Raw genomic sequence first — 24856 nt, forward strand, 5'->3', positions numbered from 1 at the left:
ACCCTGCTGGTGCAACCGTCGGAGAGCGCCTGGCGCTCGTACTTTCGTCCCCTGCCATCCGTCCGAGGTTCCCGATGTCGTCGACACTCGACCAACGCCTGATCGAACTCTTCCAGCATCCCCGCATTCAGGGCTGCAACTGGCAACCGAGGCTTTTTTGGCATCCGGCCGCGGACGGCAGCGCGTTCGGCCCGCTGCGGGTGGACGGACGTGAGCTGGAGGTGTTCCTGGCGACCATTATCGGCGAGCCCTCCACCGAACAGGCGGCGCTGGACCAGGAACAGGAAGGGAGAGGTCGCTTCATCGCGGCCAACGCACGCCGCCACGAGTTACCGTTGTTTACCCGCCGCTGACTGCCGGCGCGATGACCCGGAGCAACGTCATCGCGAGGAGCGCAGCGACGTGGCGACCTCCGTGGGAACCCCCGGCGCCGGCCGGGACGAACGTCGGGCGTTTCGGCCGGAGGTTACTCGCTGCGCTCGCCCTTTGGGCCGGCCTGCGGCCGTTCAACGCGCTTCGCACTTTTGTGCCACGGCCCGTGCGGGGCCCCGCAATGACGGGGGGCAGGAAGAAGCACTGTTATCGCGAGGAGCGAAGTGAAGGGGTGATCTCCGGGGCGATCTCCGGGGCCAACCCCGGCGCCGGCCTCAGGCCGGCTTGCGGAATTCGACCTGCTTCCAGTAGCCGAACAGGCTCGCCGGGGCGACCATGCAGGGCTCCTGGCCGGTCACCCGCACGAAGTCTTCGAATTCCATGTCCGGGCGGAAGCCGACGGCCTTCGACAACGGACGCAGGCAGCGCTCGAAGCCGCGCAACAGCCATTGCTGTGAGGCAAAGTGATTAACCACGAGGAGCCGCCCACCGGGACGGCAGACGCGCCACATCTCGGAGAACAGGGCATCCGGATTGGGCACAACGGTGGCGACATACATCGCCACCACCGCATCGAAGCTGTCATCGGCAAAACCGAGGCGCTCGGCATCCATTTCGCATAGACCGGACACCGCCGGAAGCCCCCCGTTCAGGCGCCCACGGGCCACTTCCAGCATCTCCCGCGAGACATCGATACCGACCACCTCACAGTCATCCGGGTAGTCCGGCAACGAGATCCCCGTGCCCACCCCAACCTCGAGGATGCGCTTGCCGGACAGCGGCGCCAATGTCTCCTGCGCACTCGCCCGCCCGGTAGCAAAGACCCGCCCAAAGGTCGAGTCGTAATGCCGGGCGTAGCGCCGGTAGCTCTTACGAATACTGACGAGATCCATGCCGAAGCGTCCTGAATCTGAATGGCCGGACGCCGGGATTCCGGCGACCGCAAGCGAACCGAGTCCGATCAGGACTCGGGTTCGACCGCCTTCATGCTCAGGCGAATGCGCCCCTGCTTGTCCACTTCCAGGACGCGCACGGTGACGGAATCACCCTCGGAGAGGAAATCACTCACGTTTTCGACGCGCTCGTCGGAAATCTGCGAGATATGCACCAGACCATCGCGCCCGGGCAGGATCGAGACGAAGGCGCCAAAGTCCATGATCTTGGCGACCTTGCCGGTGTACTGACGACCCACTTCGATGTCGGCGGTCAGCTCTTCGATACGGCGCTTGGCTTCGAGGCCGGCGGCCTGATCGGTTGAGGATACCTTCACCGTGCCATCGTCCTGGATGTCGATGTTCGCACCGGTTTCTTCGGTCAGGGCACGGATGGTGGCGCCGCCCTTGCCGATCACATCGCGGATCTTGTCCGGGTTGATCTTCATGGTGATAAAGCGCGGCGCATGCGAGGACATCTCTTCGCGATGGCTTGGCAGCACCTCGTTCATGCAACCGAGGATGTGCATGCGGCCTTCGCGCGCCTGGGCCAGCGCCCGCTCCATGATCTCGCGGGTGATCCCGTCGATCTTAATGTCCATCTGCAGCGCGGTGACGCCGTTCGTGGTCCCCGCCACCTTGAAGTCCATGTCGCCCAGATGGTCCTCGTCACCGAGGATATCGGAGAGCACGGCAAAGCGGTCGCCTTCCTTGATCAGGCCCATCGCGATCCCGGCCACCGGCGCCTTCAGTGGCACCCCGGCGTCCATCAGCGCCAGGGAGGTCCCGCAGACCGAGGCCATGGAGCTGGAGCCGTTGGATTCGGTGATCTCGGAGACCACGCGGATCACGTAGGGAAAGTCCTCGTCATTCGGCATCACGGCTGCGACACCCCGCTTGGCGAGGCGCCCGTGGCCGATTTCGCGGCGCTTGGGCGAACCGACGAAACCGGTTTCACCGGTGCAGTAGGGCGGGAAGTTGTAATGCAGCATGAAGCGATCGCGGCGTTCGCCCTCGATCGCATCAATCACCTGGGCGTCACGGTCGGTCCCGAGGGTCGTGACCACCAGTGCCTGCGTCTCGCCGCGGGTGAACACGGCGGTCCCGTGGGCGCGCGGCAGCACCCCGGTAGTAATGGTGATCGGGCGCACGGTCTTCGTGTCGCGGCCGTCGATACGCGGATTGCCATCCAGAATGCGATCACGCACCAGGCGGTATTCGAGATCGTGGAACGCCGTCTTCACGTCATCGGCGCTCGGACCCGACTCATCGTCGCGGGCAAGCGCCTCGACCGACTTCGAACGCAGCTCACTGATACGCTGGGTACGCGCCTGTTTCTCGGCAATCTGGTAGGCCGCGACCAGGTCGTCGCCCACTACGCCCTTCACCTGGTCTTCCAGCGATTCGATGGTGGCCGGAGCTTCCCACTCCCAGGCCGGCTTGCCGGCCTCGGCGGCTAGTTCCTTGATCGCCTGGATGGCGGCCTGCATCTGTTCGTGCCCGAACATCACCGCACCCAGCATCGCCTCTTCGGAGAGCTGCTTGGCCTCGGATTCCACCATCAGCACAGCGTTCTCGGTACCCGCAACCACGAGGTCGAGGTCGGATTCCTCCAGGGCACTATAGGTCGGGTTCAGCAGATACTCACCGGCACGATAGCCGACTCGCGCGGCACCAATGGGGCCGGCAAACGGGACACCGGACAGGGCCAACGCGGCCGAGGTACCGAGCATCGCGGGGATGTCGGGATCCACATCGGGGTTGATCGACATGACGGTCGCAACCACCTGCGTCTCGTTTTTGAAGCCTTCGGGGAACAGCGGACGGATGGGGCGATCAATCAGGCGCGAAGTCAGAGTTTCCTTCTCGCTCGGCCGTCCTTCGCGCTTGAAAAACCCGCCCGGAATCTTGCCCGCGGCGTAGGTGCGTTCCTGATAGTTCACGGTCAGCGGGAAGAAGTCGCGGCCCGGTTCGGCCTCCTTGCGGGCCACCACGGTGACCAGGACCACGGTCTCGGCCATGTTGACGAGGACGGCGCCACTGGCCTGGCGAGCGATGTCACCGGTCTCGAAGGTGACGGTATGGTTTCCGTACTGGAACGACTTCTTATATGCCACGTTATATCCCGTTTCCCGTAGTGCGTGCGTCTGTCTTACGTGCGATGGGTCCGGCAACACCCCTGTGTGCCCGGCCCCGAAACTGAACGGGCCCGCACCAATGGCGCGGGCCCGTTATGCCGGCCTTAGCGGCGCAGGCCAAGTTCCTTAACCAGGGCCTGATAGCGGTCCTGGTCATGGCGCTTGAGGTAGGTCAGCAGCTTGCGGCGCTGGCTCACCATTTTCAGCAACCCGCGACGCGAGTGATGATCCTGCTTGTGCTTTTCGAAATGGCCCATCAGATGCTGGATGCGGGCCGTCAGCAACGCGACCTGGACTTCCGGCGAACCGGTGTCGTTGGGATCCCGCTTGTGCTTCTCGACAATGGCCGATTTTTCTTCGGTAGTGAGCGACATTAAAACCTGACTCCTGAAATTTCTGAACCGTTAACCGACCAGTGGCGCTGGCGATAGGCGGGCAATGGTATCACGAGGCGGGAGCGAGTGAACAGGAACCAACGGTGCGAATCAGAGTCTTCGCTGGGCATCATGACCCCAGGCGCGCAGGCGCGCCAACGAGCGTCGCCTATGCTGCGGGCACAAACAGCCGCCGGGCCAGCACCTGACCCTCGCCATCCTGAACGCCCACCGCGAGAAACCCGCCATCGGCCGCGAACACACATACCAGGGGCCACCCGGTATCCTCTTCGGCCGGGGCATCGGCAGCGCCCGGCGCCGCGGCGATCACGGCGGTACCCGACGCGGGATTGCCATGCCGCATGGCGGCGCTGGCAGCCGCATCCAGCGTGACCGACGGCCAGTGAGCCAAAGCCGCCTCTGCCGGCTGCAGCATGGCCTCGATCGCCGCCGCCCCACCCGCCTCGAAGGCCGCTTCGATGGCATCCAGCGAGACCATCGCATCCGCATCGAAATGCCCATGGCCGACCCGGTGCAGGGTATCCACTGCCGCACCACAACCGAAGGCATGCCCGATATCTGCGACCAGCGAACGGATATAGGTCCCCTTGGAACAGTGGACCTCCAGACGCAGCCGATCCGGGCCCACGGCCTCGATCTTCAGGGAATGAATCTGGACCGGACGCGGCGGGCGGTCGACCTCGACGCCCTGACGCGCCAACTCGTACAGACGCTTGCCCTGATGCTTGAGCGCCGACACCATGGGTGGAACCTGTTTCTGTGCCCCGCTAAACCGACGCTCCAGGTCGCGCAGCATGGCGTCGTCGATCGTCGGGATCGGCGCCTCGCGAATCACCGCACCATCGAGATCCGCACTGTCGGTCTCGACTCCCAGTTGCGCCTCGGCGATGTAGCGCTTGTCGGCATCCAGCAACCAGCCGGACACCTTGGTGGCCTGCCCGAAGCACAGCGGCAAAAGGCCAGTCGCCCGCGGGTCCAATGCCCCGGTGTGACCGGCCTTTTTCGCCTGCAACAGATATTTGACCCGCCCCAGGGCCTGGTTGGAGCTGCGCCCACGAGGCTTGTCCAGCAACAGAATGCCGTCGACCTCGCGCCGCTTGCTGCTCGCCATGGGGAGAACGACCCGCCTGGGCTCAGGCCCCGCGTTCCGGCCCCGAGTCCGGGTTGCGGCCGTCGTCGCCCGCGTCCTCATCGGTGGCCTCGGGGTCGTCGTCCACGTGGTGGGCGCGATCCTCGGCCAGGGCCTGGTCAATCAGGGACGACAGATGTGCCCCACGCTCCGGGGTGTCGTCGTAGACAAAGCGCAGTTGCGGCACGCTGCGCAGGCGCATGCGCTGGCCCAGGGCGCGGCGCAGGAAACCTGCGGCGCTGTTGAGCCCCTTTTGCGCCTCGCGGCCATTCTCTTCGCCACCGAGCTGGGTGAAGAACACCTTGGCATAAGCCAGGTCGCGGGACACCTCGACCCCGGCCAGGGTGATCATCCCCACACGCGGGTCCTTGAGTTCTACGCGGATCAACTCGGCCAGCTCGCGCTGGATCTGCTCGCCCACTCGGTCCGAGCGGTGGAAGTCACGGTTGCCGGGCATCAGAGCGTCCGGGCCACCTCGACGCGCTGGAAGACCTCGATCTGGTCACCGGCCTTGACGTCGTTGTAGTTCTTCACCGCGATACCGCATTCGGTACCGGCCTTGACCTCGTTCACGTCGTCCTTGAAGCGACGCAGGCTTTCCAGCTCGCCCTCGTAGATCACGACATTGTCGCGCAGCACGCGGATCGGGTTGCCCCGCTTGACCGCGCCCTCCATTACCAGGCAGCCGGCGACCTGACCAAAACCGGAGGCCTTGAAGACGTCACGCACCTGCGCGAGACCGATGATCTCTTCGCGAATCTCGGCGGACAGCAGACCGGACAGCGCCTGTTTGACATCGTCGATGGCCTCGTAGATCACCGAGTAGTAGCGCACGTCGATCTCGTTTTCCGCGGCCAGGCGCTTGGCCCCCGCATCCGCACGCACGTTGAACGCAATGACAATCGCCTCGGAGGCCATCGCCAGGTTCATATCGGACTCGGAGATCCCACCCACACCGGCGGAGACCACCTTCACACGGACCTCGTCGGTCGAAAGCTTGATCAGCGACTCGCGCAGGGCCTCGGCCGAACCCTGGACATCCGCCTTGATCAGGATGTTCACGGTGGCGATCTCGCCGTCCTGCATCTGGTTGAAGATGTTTTCCAGCTTGGCGGCCTGCTGCGCGGCCAACTTGCGCTCACGCTGCTTGGTATCACGGTGCTCGGCGACCTCGCGGGCGGTCTTGTCGTCCGCAACCACCAGTACTTCGTCGCCAGCCTCCGGGACACCGGACAGGCCCAGGACCTCGACCGGCATGGACGGACCAGCGGCCTTCACGGGCGCACCGGTATCGTCGAACATCGCCCGCACACGACCGTATTCCTTGCCCGAAAGCAGGATATCGCCGTGCTTCAACTGGCCGGACTGCACCAGAATGGTGGCCACGGGACCACGCCCCTTCTCCAGGCGCGACTCGATCACTACGCCACGGGCCGGACCTTCGTCCGGGGCCTTCAATTCCATCACTTCGGCCTGGAGGCCCAGGGCCTCCAGCAGCTCGTCAATGCCCTGCCCGGTATGGGCGGAGACATGAATGAACTGGGTGTCACCACCCCAGGCCTCGGGGATGACCTCGTGCTGGGCCAGGTCGTTCATGACCCGATCCGGCTCGGCTTCCGGCTTGTCGACCTTGTTCACGGCGACAACCATCGGTACACCCGCCGCCTTCGCGTGCTGGATGGCCTCCATGGTCTGCGGCATCACGCCATCGTCCGCCGCCACCACCAGAATGACGATGTCGGTGGACTGGGCGCCACGCGCACGCATCGCGGTAAACGCGGCGTGCCCCGGGGTATCTAGGAAGGTCACACCGTCGTGATTGTTCTTCACGTGGTAGGCGCCGATGTGCTGGGTAATCCCGCCGGCCTCGCCAGAGGCGACCTTCTCCTTGCGGATGTAGTCCAGCAGCGAGGTCTTGCCGTGGTCGACATGCCCCATCACGGTCACCACCGGCGGACGCGGCTTGGCCTCGGCGGTCTGCTCCAGACCGGTGTCGATCTCGTCCTCGACCGAGGTCTCCTTCGCGGCGATCGGCGTGTGCCCCATCTCCTCGACCACGAGCATCGCGGTGTCCTGATCGATGGACTGGTTGATGGTGGCCATCACACCCATGCCCATCAGGGACTTGATCAGCTGCGGGGCCTTGATGGCCATCGCCTGCGCCAGATCGGCGACGGTGATGGTCTCCGGCACCTCGACCTCGCGCACAACCGGTGCGGTCGGCTTGGCGAAGCCGTGCTTGCTGGTAACTGCCTGAGCGGCTGCGGTCTGGGCCTTGCGGCTTTCGCCCTTCTTGCGGCGCCCACGGCGATCACCCGCCACGTGCAGTTCCTTACGCTCGTCCTTGCGCGCGCCGCCCTTGCGGGCGCCCTTGCCGGCCTTGGCATCGGCGGCCGGAGCCGCCGGGGCGGCCTGGCGTGCAGCGGCCTCGCGCTCCAGGCGCGCCTGTTCTTCCTTCTCGCGCTTGGCCTCCTGGGCCTCCAGTTCCTTCTGGCGCTTCTTCTGGCGCTCCTCGCGCTCGCTGGCTTCCTGCTTGCGCGCCTCCGAGGCCTTGCGCTGGGCCTCGCGTTCGGCCTCGACCTGCAGGGCGAGCTGTTCCGTGCGGCTAAGCGGGCGTTTCGGCTTCGCCGGCTCGGGCTCAGGCTCGGGCGCTGGTTCCTCGGCCTCGGCCGCGACTTCCTCGACTTCCGGCTCCGCCGGAGTCTCGGCGGCCGGCTCCTCCACGGGGGCCTCTTCGGCCACCGGGGTGTCCTCGACCGGGGTCTCGGGGGTTGGCTCTGCCACCGGTTCCGGAGTGGCGGCGCGCGGCTCTTCCGCGACGGCCGGAGTCTGTTCCTCGGTAGCTGGGGCCTCCTCTACCGGCGCCTCGGGCGGGGCCTCGGCAGGCTTGCGCTTCACGGTACGCTTCTTGCGCACCTCGACATTGACCGTCTTCGAGCGTCCCTGCCCGGAGCTGACCTTGAGGGTCTGCGCTTGCGTGCGGCGTTTCAGGGTGACGCGCCCGGCGTCGCCCCCCTCGCCATGCGACTGACGGAGGTGATCGAGCAGCTTGCGCTTTTCGGCATCGGTGATCGCGGCCTCCGGGCCATCGACGTCGACACCCGCCTCCTTGAGCTGAACCATGAGGCGGTCAACCGGCGTCCCCACCGATTCCGCGAATTGCTGCACTGTCATTTGCGCCATGGCGCCTACCTCCATTCCAGATTCTTTTCAGGCCAACCGACAGCCTGTAATACGGGATCGTGCTTCGAACGTCCGGGGATCAGTCCCCGGTCTCGAACCACGGGGCGCGTGCCGTCATGATCAGCGCCGACGCCTGCTCCGTATCCAGCCCGGTCATCTCGACCACATCGTCGGATGCCTGCTCCGCCAAGTCTTCCATGGTGCAAACACCATGCGACGCCAGCGTGTTCGCCAGCGCCTCGGTCATGCCATCCATGCCCAGAAGATCCTCGGCGGGCTCGAAACCCTCGCGACCATCCTCGGCCGCGATCGCCTTGGTCAGGAGTGCGTCGCTCGCGCGGTTACGCAACTCCGCGACCATATCCTCGTCGAATTCTTCAATCGCCAGCAGCTCGGCCTCTTCTACGTAGGCCACCTCATCCAGGGTGGTAAAGCCTTCCTGCACCAGGATGCTCGCGACTTCCTCGTCGACGTCCAGGGCCCCCATGAAGAACGTGACCAACTGCTGGGCCTCGGCCTCGCTCTTCTCGGCCGCCTGTTCCTCGGTCATCACGTTCAGCTCCCACCCAGTCAACTGGGAGGCGAGACGGATGTTCTGACCACCACGACCGATGGCCAGGGAGAGCTTGTCTTCCTCGACCGCGATGTCCATCGACTGCTTGTCCTCATCGACCACGATCGACAGGACTTCCGCAGGCGACATCGCGTTGATCACAAACTGAGCCGGGTTCTCGTCCCAGACGATGATGTCGATACGCTCACCAGCCAATTCGTTGGAGACTGACTGCACGCGGGAACCACGCATGCCGACACAGGCGCCCACCGGGTCCAGGCGCGGATCGTTGGACCGCACCGCGATCTTGGCGCGCATGCCCGGGTCGCGGGCCGCACCCATGATGTCGATGATATTCTGTCCGACCTCCGGCACCTCGAGCTTGAACAGCTCCATCAGGAACTCCGGAGCGGTCCGGCTGAGGATCAGCTGCGGGCCACGGGCCTCAGGGCGGATCTCCTTCAGGAAGCCACGCAGGCGGTCATTGGTGCGCACGGTCTCGCGCGGGATCATGTGTTCCCGTGGAATCAAGGCCTCGGCGTTGCTCCCGAGATCCACGTAGGTGCCATTACGGTCGGTGCGCTTGACGATTCCCATCACCAGCGTACCCACGCGATCCTGGTATTCCGCGACCACCTTCGCGCGCTCGGCCTCGCGCACCTTTTGCACGATGACCTGCTTCGCGGTCTGCGCCGCGATGCGACCGAAGTCCACGGCCTCGACCGATTCTTCGATCACGTCGCCGATCTGGGCATCCGGATTCTTCTGCTGGGCATAGGACAGCAGGATCTGGTACTCCGGGGACTCGAACTCCGGGTCCTCGTCGTCCACCACGGTCCAGCGACGGAAGGCTTCGTAGTCACCCTCCTCGCGATCGATGCTTACGCGGACGTCCATCTTGCCGCCGTGGTACTTGCGGGTCGCCATTGCCAGGGCCGATTCCAGGGCGTCGAAGATAATGTCCTTCTCAACGCCCTTCTCGTTCGCCACGGCATCCGCGACCAGCAGGATCTCCTTGTTCATGTCTTGCCTCTCCGCACTCGACAGTCGCCTGCCGATTCAACAAAAGCGTAGCCGCGCCCTTGACGACAACCAGGTCTACAGTTGTTCAAGGACACGCGCGTTGTGGATCGCAGCCAGCGGCAGCTCGTAGGCCATGCCGTCCACTTCCACCTCGATCATGGATTCGTCCACCGTAAGCAGCACACCCCGGAAATTGCGCCGGTCGTGCTCCGGCCAGGTCAGGCGCACCTTCACCGCATGCCCGATGTACTGCCGGAATTGCTCGGGGGTAAACAGGGGACGTTCCACCCCCGGGCTGGATACTTCCAGGGTGTAATTGCCTTTCAGGGTCTGCTCGACCTCGATGACGGCGCCGACCTGATCACTGACCCGCGCGCAATCGTCCACCGTGACGCCATTCGGGCCATCGATATAGATACGCACAACGGGCGGCTTGGAACCGGCGTGATACTCCAGCCCCCACAGTTGCATGCCCTCCCCCTCAACCACGGGGGTTAACAGCGTTTTCAGTTGTTCAGCCTTTTGCGACAAGGGCGTCTCGATCGACTCCGTCCCGATTGGCCGGGACCCGGAAACAAAAAAAGGGCGCCGAACGCCCCTCGTACACCTCTCACGATGACAGCAGTGAACCTTCCACTGCGAGGCGCGCGGGAGCGCGGCCTTAAGGACTGCGAGCCAGCCGCGAGCAGTTGCAGCCAAAGACCCTGTCGGTCCTTAACAAAAAGGCCCCGTATGGGGCCTCTCTGACAATTGGTAGCGGGGGCAGGATTTGAACCTGCGACCTTCGGGTTATGAGCCCGACGAGCTGCCAGACTGCTCCACCCCGCATCCGAGACGCAGAACTATAGCAAAGCGGGCACCGCCCCCGCAAGGATTATTGTCGATATTTTACCGGGTCCGGCGCTGGCCGGAGCGCAGATGCGGGCGCAGGTCATAGCGCCAGATGTAACCCGGCAGGGCAAACATCGCGAACAGCGACAGGGTGATCACGTAGAACTCCCAACCCTGGGTGTGAATGCCACCCGTGGCCTGATACTCCAGACCCTTGCCGATCAGACCGATCAGGAAATACAGCACCAGCCATTCGCCGATGCGGGTCCACGGGCCCTTGGTCTCTTCCGGCAGGACCATCAGGCCGATGCGTTCGCTGAGCCAGGGCAGATTTGCGCTGATGAAAGCGACCACCACAAAGCCCCATACCAATACTTCAAATGGAATCCACTGTGTCACGAGTTACCCGATAATTGCGTAGTGGGTGAGAGACAGCAGCAGCCCCGGGAAAATTCCCAACAGCAGTACCGCAAGCCCATTGATGCTGAGTGCCGTGGCCAGGGCGCCGCTCGGCTGCACCGGCTCCTCGGCCCCTTCCTGCGGGTCATCAAAGAACATCATCTTGACCACGCGCAGGTAGTAGAAAGCGCCGATGATCGAGAAGATCACCGCAACAATCGCCAGCCACACCAGATCCGCACCCACGGCCGCCTGGATCACCGCCAGCTTGGCGTAGAACCCAACGGTCGGCGGCACGCCGGCCATCGAGAACAGCAGCAGGAGCATGATAAAGGCGAACCAGGGGTTGCGCTTGGCAAGGCCCTTGAAGTCGTCGATCTGATCGGCCTCAAAGCCCTTGCGCGACAAGAACACGATCATGCCGAAGCCACCGGCCGCGGTAATCGCGTAGACGATCACGTAGAACATCGCCGAGGCGTAGCCACTGTCGGTGCCCGCCAGGATGCCCATGAACAGGAAACCGATATGGGCGATGGTCGAGTAGGCCAGCATGCGCTTGATGCTGGTCTGGGCGATCGCGATCACGTTGCCGACCGCCAGCGACAGAACGGCCAGGATGATCAACATACCCTGCCAGTCCGCATGCATCGGGCCCATGCCCTCCACGAGCAACCGCATCAGGAAGGCGAACGCAGCAATCTTCGGGGCGGTGGCAATGAACAGCGTGACCGCCGTGGGGGCCCCGTCGTATACATCCGGGACCCACATATGGAAGGGCACCGCACCTAGTTTGAAGGCGACGGCAACCACCAGGAACACCAGCCCGAAGACCAGCGGGATATTCAGGCTCTCGTCCGCGGCCACGAGCTCGGCGGCGATCACGGCGATATCCAGCGAGCCGGTCATGCCATAGATCATGGACATGCCGTACAGCAGCAGGCCCGATGCCAGCGCACCCAGCACGAAGTACTTCATCGCGGCCTCGGTCGCCCGGCTGTTGTCGCGCCAGAACGCGACCAGGGCATAGGACGACAGCGACAACAGCTCGAGGCCCAGGTACAGGGTCAGCAGGTTGTGCCCGGAGATCATGATCATCATCCCGAGCACGGCAAACAGACCCAGGATATAGAACTCGCCCTTGTGGATGCCGCGCTCCATCAGGTACGGCCGGGAATACAGGAACACCAGGAAGCTGGTCACGTAGACCGCCAGCTTCAGGATGTCCGCCATCGGGTCCTTCACGAAGGTATCGCTGAAGGTGAGGATGGTCTCCGGGCCCATCAACCAAAGGGTCAGGCCGGCGGCGCCGACCAGGGTCGCCTGCACCAGGCCATAGGTGACATCGCGCCGCGAATCCGGCAGGAACGCGTCGATCACCAGGATCAGACACGCCATCCCGAGCACGAACATCTCGGGCACGGCGGGGAGGAAATTGGGGATCTCGAAATTCATGTCAGGCGTCCCTTCAGAGCTTCGACTGCGCGATATGCGCCACGAGGTGATCAATGGTCGCGTTCATCACATCCAGCAGCGGGGCCGGCCACACGCCCAGCAGCAGCGTGAAGAAGGCCAGCACGCCCATCAGGAAGAACTCGCGGCGGTTCATGTCGGACAGGCCGGCCACATTCTCGTTGGCCACCGCCCCGAAGATCACCCGCTTGACCAGCCACAGGGTGTAGCCCGCCGCCAGGATCAGGGTGGTCGCGGCCAGGAAGGCAATCCAGAAGTCCGCCTTGAACGCAGCCAGGATGACCATGAACTCACCGACGAACCCTGAGGTGCCCGGCAGACCGGTATTCGCCATCGCGAACAGGACAAAGAACGCAGCAAACCAGGGCATGGTGTTGACCACGCCACCGTAGTCCGCGATCTGGCGACTGTGCAGGCGGTCATAGAGCACGCCCACCGCGAGGAACATCGCCGCAGAGATAAAGCCGTGCGAGATCATCTGCACCATACCGCCGGAGATACCGAGCGACGCGCCTTCCCAGTCACCGGTGTTGCGGTAGATGTAGAAAGCGAGGAAGAAGCCCAGGGTCACAAAGCCCATGTGGGCGATGGACGAGTAGGCGATCAGCTTCTTCATGTCGCTCTGGATCAGCGCGACCACCCCGATGTACACGATCGCGATCAGCGACAGGACGATCATCATCGTATCCAGCACCGCCGAGGCATCCGGGGTGATCGGGAGCGAAAAACGCAGGAAGCCGTAGCCCCCGATCTTCAACATGATCGCCGCCAGGATCACCGAACCACCGGTGGGCGCCTCCACGTGGGCATCCGGCAACCAGGTATGCACCGGGAACATCGGGATCTTCACCGCAAACGCCATGAAGAACGCGAGGAAGATCAGTATCTGGGCGGTGAGCCCGATCTGCAGGGCGTGGAAGTCCTGGATCAGGAAGCTCCCGGACTGGATGTACATCCAGATCAGCGCCACCAGCATGAACACCGAGCCGAGGAAGGTATAGAGGAAGAACTTCAGCGTCGCGTAGACGCGCCGCGGCCCACCCCAGATCCCGATCACCAGGAACATCGGGATCAGCATCGCCTCGAAGAACACGTAGAACAGCACCGCGTCCATCGCCGCGAACATGCCGATCATCAGGCCTTCCATCACCAGCATCGCGGCCATGTAGTAGGCGATGCGGTCCTTCACCGACTCCCAGGCGGCCACTATCACGACGACCGTAATCAGCGTCGTCAACAGGATCAGCGGCATGGAGATGCCGTCCACGCCCAGGTGGTAGTTCACGTTGAACGCAGGGATCCAGGACGCCAGCTCCTGGAATTGCATGTCCGCCGTGCCGCGTTCGAAGGTGAACCACAGCGGCAGGCTGGCCACGAAGGTCGCCACAGCCACCGCGAGTCCGAGGCGCCGTGCCACGTGGGGCGCGTCGCGCCCGGCCGCGAGCACCAGGAAGCCGCCGAGAATGGGCAGCCAGATCAACAGACTCAAGATAGGCCAGTCAGCAAACATGGTCGTTCCTTGAAACAGCGGTGGGCTTCGAGCGCATGGGTGTCGAAGCCGCTCAGATCACGAAGGCGAACATCAGGACCAGCAGGCCGATGATCATCACGAACGCGTAGTGGTAGAGGAAACCGGACTGCATGTGGCGGATGCGCGTCGAGATCCAGCCGATCGAACGCGCGGTCCCGTTGACCAACAGCCCGTCGATGATCAGCGCATCGCCATAGCGCCACAGCGCACGGCCCAGACGCACGGTGCCACCGGCGAAGAACCAGTCGTTGAAGCGGTCGAAACCGTACTTGTCCTCGAGGATGCGCACGCCCAGCTTCAGACGCTCCGCGATCACCGCCGGCAATTCCGGGCGCTTCATGTACAGGTACCAGGCCGTCGCAAGACCGGCCATGGCCAGCCAGAACGCTGGCAGCATCAGGCCGTGCAGCACGAAGCCGATGACCCCGGTGTAGGTCTCGCCCTTGGTCGCCAGCACATCCTGCTCCGGCAACACGAACAGGCTGTTGGCGAAGAAGTCACCAAACAGCATCGGGCCGATAAAGTAGCCGGCCACCACCGACGGGATCGCCAGCAGAATCAGCGGCACGGTGACCACCCAGGGGGATTCCTTCGGCTGCAGCGGACCATGATCATGATGGTCGTCATCGTGGTCATGATCATCCCCATGATCCGGCATGTACTTGTGCGCCTGGTCATAGCGCTCTTCGCCGTGGAACACCATGAAGAACATGCGGAAGGTGTACAGCGCGGTGACGAACACCCCGGCCAGCACCAGCCAGTAGGCAAACGTCGCCCCCGGGATCTGGGAGTAGCCCACCGCCTCGATGATCGCGTCCTTGGAGAAGAACCCGGAGAAGAACGGGAACCCGATCAGCGCCAGCGAGCCGATCAGTGCGGTCACATAGGTGATCGGCATATGGCGGCGCAGCCCGCCCATCGCGCGCATGTCCTGCAGGTGATGCATGGCGATGATCACCGAGCCGGCGGCCAGGAACAGCAGCGCCTTGAAGAAGGCGTGGGTCATCAGATGGAACAGACCCGCGGCGTAGGCGGACGCACCCAGCGCCACGGTCATGTAACCCAGCTGCGACAGCGTCGAATAGGCCACCACGCGCTTGATGTCGTTCTGCACCAGGCCGATCAGGCCCATGAAGAAGGCCGTGATCGCCCCAATGATCAGGATGAACGACAGGGCCGCGACCGAGAACTCGTACAGCGGGGACATGCGGGCGACCATGAAGATGCCCGCGGTCACCATGGTGGCCGCGTGGATCAGTGCGGAGATCGGCGTCGGGCCCTCCATGGAATCCGGCAGCCAGACGTGCAGCGGCACCTGGGCGGACTTACCCATCGCACCGATGAACAGGAAGATCAGCGCCAGGTCCAGCAGGCCGAAGGTCCAGCCCGGCCAGATGGTGATGGTCGCATCACGCATGGACTCCGCTTCGGCGAAGACCTCGGTGTAGTTCAGGCTTCCGGCGTAGAACACCAGCGCGGCGATCCCGATCAGGAACCCGAAGTCCCCCACGCGGTTGACGATGAACGCCTTCATGTTGGCGTAGGTCGCGGTCGGGCGCTTGTACCAGAAACCGATCAGCAGATAGGAGACCAGACCCACGGCCTCCCAGCCGAAGAACAGCTGCATGAAGTTGTTCGCCATCACCAGCATCAGCATGGAGAAGGTGAACAGCGAGATGTAGGCGAAGAAGCGCTGGTAGCCCGGATCATCCTTCATGTAGCCGATGGTGTAGATGTGCACCATCAGCGAGACGAAGGTGACCACCAGCATCATCATCGCGGTCAGGTTGTCGACCAGGAACCCGACTTCGAAATGGATGCCGTCGGAGACCATCCACGTGTAGACGGTCTCGTTGTAGACCCCGGCATCACCGAAGACGTGGGCCCAGAACACCACCACGGACAGGATGAAGGACACCGCCACCCCAAGGATGGTGACCGTATGCGCCCCGGTTCGGCCGATCTGGCGGCCGAACAGGCCGGCGGCGATCGCGCCGAACAGTGGCGCCAGAACGATGAGTAGATAAATCGTATCCATGGCCCGTTATCCCTTCATTGCATCCATGTCCTGGACGTTGATGGTTCCGCGATTACGGAACAGCAACACCAGGATGGCGAGGCCGATGGCCGCCTCGGCCGCGGCGACGGTCAGGATGAAGAACACGAATACCTGGCCCGCGAGGTCCTGCAGGAAGAACGAGAAGGCAATGAAGTTGATGTTGACCGCGAGCATCATCAGTTCGATGCACATCAACAGCACGATCACGTTTTTCCGATTCAGGAAGATCCCGGCCACGCTGATGGAAAACAGCAGCGCGGCCAGCACCAGGTAGTGCTCTAGCGTAATCATGTTCTAGCCCTGAGTTCATTCGGGGGCGTTGTCCGCCCCCGGTGTCCGGGTCCCGACGAGCCGCCGGGATGCCTAGTTACTCGGTTCGTTTACTTGGATTCGTCGTCGCCGTCCGGAGACCGCGTACCGGACCCCTCACCCCGACGGGGGGCCTTTTTCTTTTCCGATGGCATGGAGACCATACGGACCCGGCCTTCGCGGGACACCGCCATCTGCTTGCCTGGGTCAATCGACTTGTTGTCCGGACGCTTGCGCATGGTCAGCGAGATCGCGGCGATGATCGCGACCAGCAGAATCACCGCGGCAATCTCGAACGGATAGACGTATTCGGTGTAGAGGATCGCACCCAGCGCCTCGGTATTCGCGTACTCGGGTCCGGCGCGCTCGGGGACATCCATCGTGATGTAGCGGGTGATGACCAGCACCAGGACCGTCGCCATGGCCAGCGCGACCACGATGCCTACCGGCAGATATTCGGTGAAGCCCTCGCGCAACGTGGCCAGGTTGATGTCCAGCATCATCACCACGAACAGGAACAGGACCATGACCGCGCCGACGTAGACCAGCACCAACACGATGCCCAGGAATTCGGCCTCGGCCAGCAACCACAATGCCGCGGCTGCGACGAAGCACAAGACCAGGAACAATGCAGCGTGCACCGGGTTGCGCACGCTGATCATGGCCAGCGCACCTCCCAGCAGGATCGCGCCGAACAGGTAGAAAAGGACAAGCTCGAAGGTCATGAGGCGTTCCCTGCGTTACCGGTAGGGGGCGTCGACCGCACGTGCCTGCGCGATCTCTTTCTCGAAGCGGTCACCAATGGCCAGGAGTTTGTCCTTGGTCATGATCTGCTCACCCCGGTTCTCGAAGTGGTACTCGAAGATGTGCGTCTCGACGATGGAGTCCACCGGACAGGCCTCCTCACAGAAGCCGCAAAAGATACACTTGAACAAGTCGATGTCGTAGCGCGTGGTTCGACGCGTGCCATCGGCGCGTTCTTCGGAATCAATGGTGATCGCCAGCGCCGGGCAGACCGCCTCGCACAGCTTGCAGGCAATGCAGCGCTCTTCGCCGTTGGGGTAACGGCGCAGTGCATGCAGCCCGCGGAAGCGCGGCGACATCGGGGTCTTCTCGTCCGGGTACTGGACCGTGAACTTGCGGCTCAGCAGGTAGCGCCCGGTCAGGCGCAGCCCCAGCAGCAACTCGAAGAACAGGAAACTCTTGAAGAAACGGCGCACGGCTTTCATCTCGAACTCCTCACGCGAACCACGGGCCAACGTTGAAGGCGACCAGCACGCCCTCGACGAACAACCAGACGATGGTCACCGGGATCAGGACCTTCCAGCCCAGGCGCATGATCTGGTCATAGCGATAACGGGGGAAGGTGGCGCGGAACCACAGGAAGGCGAACAGGAAGATGGCGGTCTTGAACAGGAACCAGTGGATGCCGTGATCCAGCAGCGCACCGATCACAGGCAGCTCGAAGGCACCGGCCGGCAGGATCCCCTGGAACGGCGACAGCCAGCCGCCGAGGAACAGGATCGCGGTCAGCGCCGAGATCAGGATCATGTTGGCGTATTCCGCGAGGAAGAACACCGCGAACGCCATGCCCGAGTATTCCACATGGAACCCCGCGACGATCTCGGACTCGCCCTCAGCGACGTCGAACGGGGCGCGGTTGGTCTCCGCGATCCCGGAGATGAAATAGACAAAGAACAGCGGCAGCAGCGGCAGCAGGAACCAGTGATAGATACTGCCCGACTGCGCCTCAATGATGCCGCCCACATTCAGGGTGCCAGCGGCCATCAGCACACCCACCAGGGCAAAGCCCATCGCGATCTCGTAGGACACCAGCTGCGCGGCCGAGCGCAGTGAGCCCAGCAGCGCGTACTTCGAGTTCGACGCCCAGCCGGCGATGATGATGCCGTATACCCCAAGGGACGTCAGGGCGAGCAGATACAGCAGCCCAGCATTCACGTCCGCCAGCGCACCACCGTCGAAAAACGGCACCACCGCCCAGGCCGCCAGCGCCGGGGCGATCGTCAGCACCGGGGCACTCAGGAACAGGAAGCGGTTGGCATTGGTCGGGAGGATGACCTCCTTGGTCAACAGCTTGAGCGCATCCGCGATCGGCTGCAGCCAGCCACGCGGTCCCACGCGGTTCGGCCCCACACGCACGTGGGCGTAGCCGATGACCTTGCGCTCCGCGAAGGTGGTATAGGCCACGGCCAGCATCAGCGGAATCACGATCAGCTGAATACCGATCAGGATCTGCATGATCGTCGGCAAGCCTTGGTACAGGTTCATCATCCAGTCGAACATGTCTTAAGTCCCTCAGGCCCGCGCCAGCGCGACCGTCGTGTTCGGCAGCCCCAGGGGCCCCATGGCCGCAGAACCCGCAAAGGTCACGGCCAACCCCGGCGGCACCGAGTCATCCAGCAGCAGGGTCAGTTCCGTCTCGGCCTTGCCCTGACGCAGGCACACCCGGCTCCCGTGGGAATACCCGCCGGCGGACTCGGGGTGCACCAGCACACTCTCGGCCAACTGCCCTTCGGGGCTGACCTGCAACGGCTCGGCTCGGCGCAGGAGCGCGTCACCGCTATACAGCGCTGTGGCCTGCACACGATAAAGCCCGTCGTCACCGGAATCGGCCTCGGGCAGATCCACGTGCACCTTGTTCAGGTTCACACTGGTATCAAAGCTGGCATCGGCCAGCTGCCCCTTCAGCTCGTCCCGCACAGCGGGCGAATCCAGGTAGTCGAATCCACGCTGCTCCAGCAAATTGCCCAGCACGCGCCAGACCTTCCAGCCCGGACGGGCATCCTCTGGCGCGCGGGCGGCGGCGCGGAAGCTCTGCCACCGGCCTTCAGCATTAACGAAGGTCCCGGAATGCTCGAAGCTGGTGGTGATGGGCAGCAGAACGTCCGCCACCGACTCCAGCTCCGAGTTGGCGAAACTGCTCAGGGCGACCACAAGGCCGGCACGTTCCAGCGCCGTGCGGAAGGCCACAGGGTCAGCACCATCGCGCCCCGGCTCAAGCCCCGCAATCACGAAGGCGTCGCGCCCCTGCTCGATCATCTCGGCAGCATTCGCCCCGCTGGTATCCAGGTCGGTGCCACCCGGCCCACGATGCGGCAGCGTCCCGGCGAGCCAGGCACCCGCGGCGTTGGCCCCCTGCGGCAGATAGCCCAGGCTGGCGCCGGTGTGCTTGGCGATCCAGCCGGCCAGCGCCCGCAGGGTGGCAAACGCCGGCCCGTTCATCGCCGCAGCACCCAGCAGCACGTGCGGCTGCTTGCCGTCCAGGAGGGCGCGCGCCGCGCGCTCAAAGGCTTCCTGAGTAGCGGCGTCATCGGTCTCGGCCGTCTTGACGACCTTTTCCAGTTTTTTCGGCAGTGCCTTGCCGGCCGCGACGATCTTCCCTGCGATTCCGGCGAGCGCCAGGATCTGGTCGCGCTCGCTCCCGACCAGCTGCGCCTGCACCGGGTAGGTCAGGTCCAGCAGCATGTCGTTGATCAGGCAGACCTGCGCACCGCGCGAGGCGGCTTTGCGCAGGCGGTGCGCCAGTAGCGGCTGTTCGCGGCGCGGATTACTGCCAACCAGCAGTACGGCGTCCGCGTTCTCCAGGTCGCCGATGGCAGCCCCCAGATAGGGGAACAACGGAGCGGCCGCCTCGTCACGGAAATCACGCTGGTTCACGCGGTGATCAATGTCGGTCACCCCCATGCCACGCAGCACCTTTTGCGCGAGGTAGTGCTCTTCCAGCGAAAGCGAGGGCGACAGCAGCGCGCCCACACGCTCCGGAGCGACCTCCTTCAGACCTTCGACGGCATAGCTGAGAGCCGTCTCCCAGGAGACCTCCTGCCACTGACCATCCACCTTGATCCGCGGGCGGGTCAGGCGATCTTCGGCATATAACCCGGTGTAGCTGAAACGATCGCGATCGGAGATCCAGGTCTCGTTGACGGCCTCGTTCTCGCGCGGGACTACGCGCATGGCCTGGCCATTGTCGGTGTGCAGGAACAGGTTCGAACCCACCGCGTCGTGCGGGGCAATGGTCGCCGCCTGGGCATATTCCCAGGCCCGGGCACCATAACGCGAGGGCTTCGCCGTCAGCGCACCCACCGGGCACAGGTCGATTACATTGCCAGACAGCTCGTGGGCCACGGTCTTCTCGACGTAGGTCCCGATGCGCATATGCTCGCCACGTCCAGTCGCACCCAACTCGCGCACGCCGGCAATTTCCTCGCCAAAGCGCACACAGCGGGTGCAGTGGATGCAGCGTGTCATCTCGGTCTCGATCAGCGGACCGATATCCTTGTCCTTCACTACGCGCTTGGCCTCGGTGTAGGCCGACACGCTCTCGCCGTACCCCATCGCCACGTCCTGCAGCTCGCACTCGCCACCCTGGTCGCAGATCGGGCAGTCCAGCGGGTGGTTGATCAGCAGGAACTCCATGGTCCCCTTCTGCGCGCGCAGCGCCAGCGGAGACTGGGTATAGACCTTCATCCCGTCCATGACCGGGGTCGCACAGGCGGGGAGCGGCTTGGGCGCCTTCTCCACCTCGACCAGGCACATACGGCAGTTCGCCGCCACCGACAGCTTCTTGTGGTAGCAAAAGCGCGGGATGCGGATATCGGCATCATCGGCAACATCGATGAGCATCGCCCCCTTGGGCGCCTCCACCGTACGGCCGTCAATCTCGATGCTGACCAGATCCTGTTTCTGATCCTGACTCATGCTCGATTCCTGATGCGATGGCGCGGCGAAGCGTCAGGCGGCGTTAGCCACCGGGCTCCGGCCGTGCTGGATGTAGTATTCGAATTCGTGGCGGAAGTGCTTCACGAAGCTGCGCACCGGCATGGCCGCAGCGTCGCCCAGGGCGCAGATGGTGTGCCCCTCGATCTTGCTCGCCACGTCGTCCAGGCGTTCCAGGTCCTCGGGACGGCCCTGGCCTTCCACGATGCGGGTCAGCATGCGGTAGAGCCAGCCGGTCCCCTCGCGGCAGGGCGTGCACTGGCCGCAGGACTCGGAGAAGTAGAACCGCGAGATGCGCTGCAGGGCCTTGACCATGTCGGCGGTCTCGTCCATCACGATCACCGCGCCGGAGCCCAGCATGGACCCGGCGTGGGCGATGGAGTCGAAGTCCATGTTGGCCTTCAGCATGACATCGCCCGGCACCACCGGCACCGAGGAGCCACCCGGGATCACCGCCTTGAGCTTGCGGCCGTTCAACACGCCACCGGCCATGTCCAGCAGATCCTTGAACGGCGTACCCAGCGGGATTTCGAAGTTGCCGGGCTTGTTCACGTGCCCGGATACCGAGAACAGCTTTTCGCCACCGGACTTGGGTACACCCAGATCCGCGAACCACTGGCCACCATTGCGGATGATCGTCGGGATCGAGGCCAGCGACTCGGTGTTGTTGATCGTGGTCGGCTTGCCGTACAGGCCATAGTTCGCCGGGAACGGCGGCTTGAAGCGCGGCTGGCCCTTCTTGCCCTCCAGCGACTCCAGCAAAGCCGTCTCTTCGCCACAGATATAGGCACCAGCCCCCAGCGAAGGGTGCAGGTCAAAATCCACCCCGGAACCAAAGATGTCCTTGCCCAGGTAGCCCGCGTCGTAGGCCTCCTGCAGCGCAGTGGTGAAACGCGTGTTCACCTCGTCCATGAACTCGCCGCGCATGTAGTTGTAGCCCACCGTCGCACCGATCGCGTAGCCGGCGATGGCCATTCCCTCAATCAGCGCATGCGGGTTGTACATCAGGATCTCGCGGTCCTTGCAGGTGCCCGGCTCGGACTCGTCCGAGTTGCACACGATGTACTTCTGCCCGGGGCTGTTGCGCGGCATGAAGGACCACTTGAGCCCAGTCGGGAAACCGGCCCCGCCGCGCCCGCGCAAATTCGAGGTCTTGACCTCCTCGATCACGTCCTCGGGGGCCATCTTGCCCTTGTAGACCTTCTCCAGCGCCTGGTAGCCGCCGACGCTCTTGTAGGTCTCGAGCGAGGCAGGATCGTCCAGGTAGCGGGTCGCAAAGCAGATCTGGTTGGCCATGCTACTTCTCCAGACCGTCGAGAATCTCGTCCACCTTCTCGGGGGTGAGATTCTCGTAGTAGACGTGATCCACCTGCATCATCGGGGCGCCACAGCAAGCCGCCAGACACTCCTCTTCCATCTTCAGGTAGAACTTGCCATCGGGAGTGCTCTCGCCGCGCTTGATACCCAGGCGGTTCTCTAGATGCTCGATGATCGGCTCCGAGCCACGCAGCATGCAGGAGATGTTGTCGCAAACCATGATGGTGTGTTTGCCGACCGGCTCCAGTTCGTACATCGAATAAAACGAACCAACCTCGTACACGGCAATCGCGGGCAGCCCGAGGTAGTCGGCCACGGCGTCCATCTTGGCGGTAGAGAGATACCCGTCCTCGTGCTGCACCGCACGCAGGGCGCCCAGCACCGCAGAGCGCTTCTGGTCTTCGGGGTAGCGTGCCACCCAGGCGTCGATCTCTTCACGCTCATGAGCGCTCAGTTCGACCTTCTTCGCGGCGGGCTTGTGGAAAGCGACGGTTTTCTGTTCGGCAGCCATCAGCGGTCGATCTCCCCGAATACGATGTCCTGGGTCCCGATGATGGCAACCACGTCGGCCAGCATGTGGCCACGCGCCATCTCGTCCAGCGCGGACAGGTGCACAAAGCCCGGCGGACGGACCTTCAGGCGATAGGGCTTGTTGGAACCATCCGAGACCAGGTAGACCCCGAACTCGCCCTTCGGATGCTCTACGGCGGCATACGCTTCGCCCTCCGGCAGACACATGCCCTCGGTAAACAGCTTGAAGTGGTGGATCAGCGACTCCATGTCCGCCTTCATCTCCTCGCGCTTGGGCGGGGTGATCTTGTGATCCTCCAGCAACACCGGGCCCGGATTCTGGCGCAGCCAGTCCACACACTGGCGAATGATGCGGTTGGACTGACGCATCTCCTCGATACGCACCAGGTAGCGGTCATAGCAGTCGCCGTTGGCACCGACCGGGATATCGAAGTCGAGGCGGTCGTAGACCTCGTAGGGCTGCTTCTTGCGCAGGTCCCACTCGATGCCGGAGCCGCGCAGCATCGGGCCGGTAAAGCCCAGCTGCTTGGCCCGATCGGGATCGACCACGCCAATGCCGACGGTCCGCTGCTTCCAGATCCGGTTGTCGGTCAGCAGGGTCTCATATTCGCCCACGCACCCCGGGAAGCGCTCGGTGAAGGCCTCGATGAAGTCCAGCAGAGAGCCTTGGCGGATCTTATTCAGGTCATCCACCACTTCCTGGGATTTCCAGGAGGACGGCTGATACTTGGGCATGGTGCCCGGCAGATCGCGCGCCACACCACCTGGGCGGTAGTAGGTCGCATGCATGCGCGCACCCGAGACCGCCTCGTAGCAGTCCATCAGGTCCTCGCGTTCGCGGAACGCGTACAGGAACACCGCCATCGCGCCGATATCCAGCGCATGCGCGCCTAGCCACATCAGGTGGTTCAGGATCCGTGTGATCTCGTCGAACATCACCCGGATGTACTGCGCGCGCAGCGGGGCCTCGATACCCAGCAGCTTTTCCATGGCGAGCACGTAGCCGTGCTCGTTGGCCATCATCGACACGTAGTCGAGGCGGTCCATGTAGCCGATTGACTGGTTGTACGGCTTGCTCTCGGCGAGCTTCTCGGTACCGCGATGCAACAATCCGATGTGCGGGTCGGCGCGCTGCACGACCTCGCCGTCCATCTCCAGCACCAGGCGCAGCACGCCGTGGGCGGCCGGATGCTGCGGCCCGAAGTTCAGGGTGAAGTTGCGAATCTCAGGCATTCTCGGCTCCTTCGCCCGGCTTCTCGCCATCGCTGTAGCGATGGTCCTCGCGGATCACCTTGGGCACCAGCACACGCGGCTCGATGGACACCGGCTGGTACACCACGCGGGCCTGCTCGGCGTCGTAGCGCATCTCGACGTGGCCGATCAGCGGGAAGTCCTTGCGGAACGGGTGCCCGACAAACCCGTAGTCGGTCAGGATACGGCGCAGGTCAGGGTGGCCAGAGAACAGGATCCCGAACAGGTCGAATGCCTCGCGCTCGAACCAGTTGGCCGAGGCCCAGACCTCCACCAGCGATTCGACCTCGGGAAATTCCTCGTCATCCAACCAGGCGCGCATGCGCACTCGGCGGTTGTGCTCGACCGACAGCAGGTGCGCCACCACAGTGAAGCGCGGACCGTCCCAGTTGGACTCACCCGGTGCGTCGTCAAACGTGAAGCGGCCCGACGTCGCCGCCTCGACACCACGTGAGAAACCGGTATTCGTCGCCGAGTCTGTGCCCCATTCATCCTGCCCGTACTCGAGGTAGTCCACCCCGCACAGGTCGATCAGGATCTCGAAGCCGAGGGCATCCCGGAGCTTCTCGCCGGCCTCGCGCCAGGATCCAGGCACGATATCGACGGTAATCTCGTCGTTCGCCTCGTGCAGGCTCTCCAGGGCATCGCCCAGTTCCGCCCGCAGGGCGTCGATCCAGTTGTCTTGTTCAGCCATCT

22 protein-coding genes and 1 tRNA gene are annotated in these 24856 nt (G+C 63.8%); 1 reads left to right on the forward strand and 22 read right to left on the reverse strand.

Annotation, left to right across the window (positions count from 1 at the left end; all coding sequences use genetic code 11):
* Nucleotides 1–74: 74 nt before the first annotated feature.
* The gene (locus tag F462_RS02730) at nt 75–353 is read left to right on the forward strand and encodes a hypothetical protein (protein WP_038051398.1); all 279 of its coding nucleotides are present in this window, start codon (nt 75–77) and stop codon (nt 351–353) included.
* A gap of 294 nt (nt 354–647) precedes the next feature.
* Here the strand turns inward: F462_RS02730 and F462_RS02735 are convergent, their stop codons facing one another.
* The 22 genes from F462_RS02735 to F462_RS02840 all read right to left on the reverse strand — a co-directional run bounded on the left by F462_RS02735 (nt 648) and on the right by F462_RS02840 (nt 24854).
* The gene (locus tag F462_RS02735) at nt 648–1265 is read right to left on the reverse strand and encodes a class I SAM-dependent methyltransferase (RefSeq protein WP_038051399.1); all 618 of its coding nucleotides are present in this window, start codon (nt 1263–1265) and stop codon (nt 648–650) included.
* Between the two features lie 68 nt (nt 1266–1333).
* Nucleotides 1334–3421, reverse strand: coding sequence for a polyribonucleotide nucleotidyltransferase (gene pnp, locus F462_RS02740; RefSeq protein WP_038051400.1), 2088 nt, complete (start codon nt 3419–3421; stop codon nt 1334–1336).
* 125 nt (nt 3422–3546) lie between these two features.
* Nucleotides 3547–3816 (reverse strand): 30S ribosomal protein S15, encoded by a 270-nt coding sequence (gene rpsO, locus F462_RS02745; RefSeq protein WP_018141803.1) that lies wholly within the window; start codon nt 3814–3816, stop codon nt 3547–3549.
* 169 nt (nt 3817–3985) lie between these two features.
* Entirely contained in the window at nt 3986–4948 is a 963-nt protein-coding gene (truB, locus tag F462_RS02750; RefSeq protein ID WP_038051401.1) for a tRNA pseudouridine(55) synthase TruB, read from the reverse strand.
* Nucleotides 4949–4970: 22 nt separating this feature from the next.
* Nucleotides 4971–5423, reverse strand: a complete 453-nt coding sequence (rbfA, locus tag F462_RS02755; protein WP_018141805.1) for a 30S ribosome-binding factor RbfA — start codon at nt 5421–5423, stop codon at nt 4971–4973.
* Complete coding sequence (gene infB / locus F462_RS02760; RefSeq protein ID WP_231362950.1) at nt 5423–8140, reverse strand: translation initiation factor IF-2; 2718 nt, start codon at nt 8138–8140, stop codon at nt 5423–5425. Before infB ends, rbfA begins: the two co-directional genes overlap by 1 nt.
* 88 nt (nt 8141–8228) lie before the next feature.
* Nucleotides 8229–9725, reverse strand: coding sequence for a transcription termination factor NusA (gene nusA / locus F462_RS02765; protein ID WP_018141807.1), 1497 nt, complete (start codon nt 9723–9725; stop codon nt 8229–8231).
* A 75-nt stretch (nt 9726–9800) separates the two neighbouring features.
* The gene (gene rimP, locus F462_RS02770) at nt 9801–10256 is read right to left on the reverse strand and encodes a ribosome maturation factor RimP (protein ID WP_038051402.1); all 456 of its coding nucleotides are present in this window, start codon (nt 10254–10256) and stop codon (nt 9801–9803) included.
* A 220-nt stretch (nt 10257–10476) separates the two neighbouring features.
* Nucleotides 10477–10553, reverse strand: a tRNA-Met gene (locus F462_RS02775).
* A gap of 60 nt (nt 10554–10613) precedes the next feature.
* Nucleotides 10614–10955 carry a DUF2818 family protein gene (locus tag F462_RS02780; RefSeq protein WP_018875182.1) on the reverse strand — a complete coding sequence of 114 codons (342 nt, stop codon included), beginning with the start codon at nt 10953–10955 and terminating at the stop codon, nt 10614–10616.
* A gap of 3 nt (nt 10956–10958) precedes the next feature.
* On the reverse strand, nt 10959–12407 hold the full coding sequence (gene nuoN, locus F462_RS02785; protein ID WP_018141810.1) for an NADH-quinone oxidoreductase subunit NuoN: 1449 nt from the start codon (nt 12405–12407) through the stop codon (nt 10959–10961).
* A 13-nt stretch (nt 12408–12420) separates the two neighbouring features.
* Nucleotides 12421–13935, reverse strand: a complete 1515-nt coding sequence (locus tag F462_RS02790; RefSeq protein WP_038051403.1) for an NADH-quinone oxidoreductase subunit M — start codon at nt 13933–13935, stop codon at nt 12421–12423.
* Between the two features lie 52 nt (nt 13936–13987).
* On the reverse strand, nt 13988–15994 hold the full coding sequence (gene nuoL / locus F462_RS02795; RefSeq protein ID WP_038051404.1) for an NADH-quinone oxidoreductase subunit L: 2007 nt from the start codon (nt 15992–15994) through the stop codon (nt 13988–13990).
* Nucleotides 15995–16000: 6 nt separating this feature from the next.
* Nucleotides 16001–16306 (reverse strand): NADH-quinone oxidoreductase subunit NuoK, encoded by a 306-nt coding sequence (gene nuoK, locus F462_RS02800; RefSeq protein ID WP_018141813.1) that lies wholly within the window; start codon nt 16304–16306, stop codon nt 16001–16003.
* A gap of 89 nt (nt 16307–16395) precedes the next feature.
* Complete coding sequence (locus F462_RS02805) at nt 16396–17049, reverse strand: NADH-quinone oxidoreductase subunit J (protein ID WP_018141814.1); 654 nt, start codon at nt 17047–17049, stop codon at nt 16396–16398.
* 15 nt (nt 17050–17064) lie between these two features.
* On the reverse strand, nt 17065–17553 hold the full coding sequence (gene nuoI, locus F462_RS02810; protein WP_018141815.1) for an NADH-quinone oxidoreductase subunit NuoI: 489 nt from the start codon (nt 17551–17553) through the stop codon (nt 17065–17067).
* 10 nt (nt 17554–17563) lie between these two features.
* Nucleotides 17564–18628 carry an NADH-quinone oxidoreductase subunit NuoH gene (nuoH, locus tag F462_RS02815; RefSeq protein WP_018141816.1) on the reverse strand — a complete coding sequence of 355 codons (1065 nt, stop codon included), beginning with the start codon at nt 18626–18628 and terminating at the stop codon, nt 17564–17566.
* Nucleotides 18629–18640: 12 nt separating this feature from the next.
* The gene (gene nuoG / locus F462_RS02820) at nt 18641–21043 is read right to left on the reverse strand and encodes an NADH-quinone oxidoreductase subunit NuoG (protein ID WP_038051405.1); all 2403 of its coding nucleotides are present in this window, start codon (nt 21041–21043) and stop codon (nt 18641–18643) included.
* A 33-nt stretch (nt 21044–21076) separates the two neighbouring features.
* Nucleotides 21077–22357 carry an NADH-quinone oxidoreductase subunit NuoF gene (gene nuoF, locus F462_RS02825; protein ID WP_018875178.1) on the reverse strand — a complete coding sequence of 427 codons (1281 nt, stop codon included), beginning with the start codon at nt 22355–22357 and terminating at the stop codon, nt 21077–21079.
* Nucleotide 22358: 1 nt separating this feature from the next.
* Complete coding sequence (gene nuoE / locus F462_RS02830) at nt 22359–22889, reverse strand: NADH-quinone oxidoreductase subunit NuoE family protein (RefSeq protein WP_038051406.1); 531 nt, start codon at nt 22887–22889, stop codon at nt 22359–22361.
* Nucleotides 22889–24142 carry an NADH-quinone oxidoreductase subunit D gene (locus F462_RS02835; protein ID WP_038051408.1) on the reverse strand — a complete coding sequence of 418 codons (1254 nt, stop codon included), beginning with the start codon at nt 24140–24142 and terminating at the stop codon, nt 22889–22891. Before F462_RS02835 ends, nuoE begins: the two co-directional genes overlap by 1 nt.
* Complete coding sequence (locus F462_RS02840; protein ID WP_038051409.1) at nt 24135–24854, reverse strand: NADH-quinone oxidoreductase subunit C; 720 nt, start codon at nt 24852–24854, stop codon at nt 24135–24137. Before F462_RS02840 ends, F462_RS02835 begins: the two co-directional genes overlap by 8 nt.
* Nucleotides 24855–24856: the final 2 nt, after the last annotated feature.

The organism is Thioalkalivibrio sp. ALJ1 (assembly GCF_000745395.1).
GTDB lineage: Bacteria > Pseudomonadota > Gammaproteobacteria > Ectothiorhodospirales > Ectothiorhodospiraceae > Thioalkalivibrio.